A 4,831-nucleotide genomic window follows, 5' to 3' on the forward strand; every position below is an offset into this window, starting at 1 on the left:
GACCATCGAGGACATTGAGCAAAAGTTAACAAAGACCGTGAGCAAAGATGAGAAAAAGCGAATGGACTTTCAAGGACTAATAGTTAAGGGTGAGGGAAATGTGCTTGTAAGGTTCGCTAAGTGCTGTAATCCTGTTCCAGGAGATAAAATAATAGGGTACATAACCAGGGGACGGGGAGTTTCTGTTCACAGACGTGATTGTAAAAATGTTGAAGCCTTAATGGAAAATGAAATAAATAAAGTGGTTGAGGTAAATTGGGGAGCAAGCGAAGGGAAAGGCTATATTACTGAGATTCAAATTAAAGCAGATGATAGTAATGGATTATTATCCAACATAATGGAAATAATAACAGTAACAAAAACACAATTATACTCAATTAACGCAAAAACACTAAAAAATAATGTGGCATTAATAAATATAAAGTTAAGGGTTTCTGATATAGAGAATTTGAAAGAATTACAAAAGAAAATCACTAAATTAACTGGTGTAATAGAAGTTTATAGATTAAAAAACTAAGGGAAAGTTTTATTTTAGTGCCCCTAAGGGAGATGGATATTATGAGAGCTGTGGTGCAAAGAGTTAAATCATCTAAGGTTGAAATAAGTGGTAAATTAGTTAGCGAAATAGGTTTTGGATTAAATGTTCTGCTTGGAATCTGTGAAGATGACACGGAAGAGGATATAAAATTTCTTAAGGATAAGATATTAAACCTTAGGATTTTTGAAGAAGACGGAAAAATGAATAAGTCGTTAATAGATGTAGGAGGGGAACTCCTTGTAGTTTCACAATTTACATTATATGGAGACTGTAGAAAAGGTAGAAGACCAAATTTTATGAGAGCTCTAGGTGGCACGCAAGCTGAAGTATTATATTTAGAATTTGTTAAACAGTGTAGTGATGTACTAGGTGAAGTTAAAACTGGAGACTTTGGAGAAGATATGCAGGTTTATATACAAAATGACGGACCAGTAACCTTACTTATAGAGAGTAAGAAAGACTTCTAGGAGGATTAAAATGGAAATAAGAACACTTGTTACAGGAATATATGGATCAAATTGTTACATTGTAATGGATGATAATACAAAGGAAGCTGTTGTGATAGATCCAGGTGGTGATGTGGACAATATTATAAAGGATATAGATACTATTGGCGCAAAAGTCAAATATATAATTTTGACGCATGGACATCTAGATCATACATCAGGTGTGGCAGAATTAAAAAACATCACAAAGGCAGTAGTATGTATGAATAGGGAAGACGATGATTTGATAACTCAAGGCGCAAATTTATTTGGGCCACTTATTAAAGGTGGGGCAGATAAAATACTAAAACATGGAGATATAATAAAAATTTCGAATTTAGAGTTTGCTTGTATAGATACACCGGGACATACACCTGGGGGTATGAGCTTTTTAATTGAAAACTGTGTTTTTACTGGAGATACTCTTTTTGAAGGTTCAATAGGAAGAACAGATTTAACAGGAGGAGATTTCAATACTATAATTACTAGTATAAAATCAAATCTTTTATGCCTTGCGGGTTCTACCATAGTGTATCCTGGGCACGGACCATGTAGTACAATAAATAATGAAAAATTAAACAATCCTTTTTTATAGGATTAATATAGGGTGTAAGAGTACTGTGTATTTTATACACTATAGTTTATTAAGGAGTTAAAATGATTAAAGTAAAATTAAACAATACGGAATTTACCTATGATGTATACCAAATGATAAATTTATTTTATCTTTTTCCAGATATTAAATTCGTAGAAGAAAATGCTGATTTTAATGTTGAAGTTAAGGAAAATGTTGTTGAGGTTCAAAGTAGTTCTGAAAATTTTGAGTACATAATTAATAAGTCATATAAACTCAAGGAAGAAGTTAAAAAAGCTATTTTTTTATTCTTTTCAAAAGATACAACGCTTGAACTTCCTTGGGGCACTTTAATTGGTATAAGACCTTCTAAAAGAGCTCTTGAGCTACTTCAAAAGGGATATTCTGAAGAAAGTATCATATCAGAATTTAAAGAAAAACATATCACTAGAGAAGATAAGGCACAACTTTGTATAGATGTTGCAAAGTTTGAGAGAAATATTGTTAATAAGAACAAGGACAATATAAGTGTTTATATTGGGATGCCATTTTGTCCGACCAGGTGCCTGTATTGTTCCTTTGCAGCGAGTCCTATAGGCAAGTGCAAAGATATAGTGAATCCTTACCTTGAGGCTTTGTCTCATGAGATTAAAGAAATAAGTAAATATATTAAAGATAAGAAACTTAATATTGAATGTGTATATTTTGGAGGGGGTACCCCCACATCAGTAAATGATGATCAATTTGAATTTATAATGAAGCACATTTATGAAGCCTTTCTTCAGTACAATAATGTACGTGAATTTACAGTAGAATGCGGAAGACCTGATAGTATAACTTTTAAAAAGTTAAGTACTATGAAAAAATATGGTGTGCATAGAATAAGCATTAATCCTCAAACTATGAATGATGATACATTGGAGTTAATTGGCAGAACTCACTCGGTAGAGAGCGTATGTGAAAAATTTGCTATGGCGAGAGAATTAGGTTTTGATAATATAAATATGGATTTAATAGTTGGCCTTCCGGGGGAGAAAATTTCTCATATAATAAGAACTTGTGAAAAAATATTTCAAATTCAACCTGATAGTATTACAATTCATGCTATGTCCATAAAAAGAGCTTCAAAGCTTCATGAAAAGATGCTTAATAATTATAGATTTGAAATTCCGGGTCAAGAAGAATTAAATAAAATGTATGAGCACACTGTAGAATTATCTAAGAAACTTCATATGAAACCTTATTATATGTATAGGCAGAAAAATACCGTGGGTAATATGGAGAATGTTGGATATACAAGACCGGGAAAAGAGGGAATATACAATATTCAAATGATTGAGGAGAAACAGACAGTTATTGCACTTGGTGCGGATGCAGTTTGTAAAGTTGTATTTTTAGAAGAAAACAGGCACGAAAGGTTTGCAAATATCAAAGATGTTAGAGTGTATATTAAAAGAGTAGATGAGATGATTGAAAGAAAAATTGAATTGCTAGAAACACTATATAGTTAAAGATAAAGAGTTAACTGATATTGGAATAAGGTATGATAAAAATATTCGAAATTGTGTTTAGAGAGGAAGGATACAAAATGGCAGAAGCATTAGACGGTTTAAAGAGAACCAATATGTGTGGCGAACTTCGCGAAACACACATATCAAATAAAGTAACGGTAATGGGATGGGTTCAAAGAAAGAGAAACTTAGGAGGACTTGTTTTTATCGATTTAAGAGATAGAACGGGACTTCTACAATTAGTATTTGGAGAAGAAATAAACAAAGAAGCTTTTGCTAAGGCAGACTTAGTGAAACCAGAGTACTGTATTGCTGTAACTGGTGAACTTATTAAGAGGCAATCTCCAAACGAAAATCTACCAACGGGACTCGTTGAGCTTAAAGGTGAAAATATAAAGATATTATCTGAATCAGAAACTCCACCTATATATATAAAAGAAGATTTAGATGCGTCAGAAAATGTACGTTTAAAATATAGATATCTTGACCTCAGAAGACCAGATATGCAGAAAATTCTAATGACGAGGCATAAAACATCTAAGGTGATTAGAGATTTTTTAGATGAGCAGGGTTTTTTAGAAATAGAAACACCTATGCTTACAAAAAGTACTCCAGAGGGTGCTAGGGATTATTTAGTTCCAAGTAGAAATTACCCTGGAAAGTTCTATGCACTTCCACAATCACCACAATTGTTTAAACAATTATTAATGGTGTCTGGATATGATAAGTACTTCCAAATTGCAAGATGTTTTAGAGATGAAGATCTAAGATCAAACAGACAACCAGAGTTTACACAAGTAGATATTGAAATGTCTTTTGTTGAGGAAGATGATGTTATAGCTGTAAATGAAGCCTTAATTAAAAAAGTATTTAAAGAAGTAGTAAATGAAGATGTTGTTCTTCCTATAAAAAAAATCACATACAAGGAAGCTATGGATAAATATGGCTCAGATAAACCAGATTTAAGATTTGGAATGGAAATAGTGGATATTACAGAAGTGGTAAAAGAATGTGAATTTGTAGTATTTAAAAATGCCATAGATAATGGTGGCAGTACTCGTGCTATAAAAGTTAGTGATGCTGCAGATATGGGTAGAAAAAAATTAGACAAATTAGGTGAGTTTGTTAAGACTTATAAAGCAAAAGGGCTTGCATGGATTGCATGCAAAGACGATGGAATTAAATCCCCTATAGCTAAGTTCTTTAGTGAAGATCAAATGCAGACTATCTTAAATAAGGTAGAGGCAAAGACAGGAGATTTGGTACTTATTGTAGCAGACAAAGATAGCGTTGTTCTACAGACTTTGGGTGCATTAAGATTACAGGTAGCTAAAGACCTAGAAATTTTAAAAGATAATAAGGAATTTAATTTTGTATGGGTTACACAGTTCCCACTTGTAGAGTACAATGAAGAAGAAAACAGATATGTAGCAGCGCATCATCCTTTCACAATGCCAATGGATGAAGATCTACAATACCTAGAATCAGATCCGGGTAGAGTTCGAGCTAAAGCCTATGACATAGTGTTAAATGGAGAAGAATTAGGTGGAGGTAGTATACGAATTCATAATTCAAAGTTACAAGAAACTATGTTTAAAGTTTTGGGATTTACTCAGGAGAAAGCATGGGAAAGATTTGGCTTCTTACTAGAATCATTCAAATATGGGCCACCACCACACGGCGGACTTGCTTTTGGACTAGATAGAATCGTAATGTTCTTAGC

General features: G+C 32.9%; 5 protein-coding genes. All 5 read left to right on the top strand.

What is annotated here, in order from left to right; all coding sequences use genetic code 11:
• The coding region (locus JJE11_RS14695; protein ID WP_366927945.1) for an ACT domain-containing protein at positions 1-517 on the top strand (517 nt) is incomplete at its 5' end.
• A gap of 41 nt (positions 518-558) precedes the next feature.
• Positions 559-1,005: a D-aminoacyl-tRNA deacylase gene (gene dtd / locus JJE11_RS14700; RefSeq protein WP_291636930.1), complete on the top strand. Its 447-nt coding sequence runs from the start codon at positions 559-561 to the stop codon at positions 1,003-1,005.
• A gap of 10 nt (positions 1,006-1,015) precedes the next feature.
• Entirely contained in the window at positions 1,016-1,618 is a 603-nt protein-coding gene (locus JJE11_RS14705) for an MBL fold metallo-hydrolase (RefSeq protein ID WP_291636932.1), read from the top strand.
• A 62-nt stretch (positions 1,619-1,680) separates the two neighbouring features.
• Positions 1,681-3,108: a coproporphyrinogen III oxidase gene (locus JJE11_RS14710; RefSeq protein WP_291636934.1), complete on the top strand. Its 1,428-nt coding sequence runs from the start codon at positions 1,681-1,683 to the stop codon at positions 3,106-3,108.
• Between the two features lie 77 nt (positions 3,109-3,185).
• Positions 3,186-4,831, top strand: a 1,646-nt coding sequence (gene aspS, locus JJE11_RS14715) for an aspartate--tRNA ligase (RefSeq protein ID WP_291636936.1), incomplete at its 3' end; no start/stop codon positions are given.

Source organism: Clostridium sp., from assembly GCF_016650095.1.
Taxonomy (GTDB): domain Bacteria; phylum Bacillota; class Clostridia; order Clostridiales; family Clostridiaceae; genus Clostridium_AD.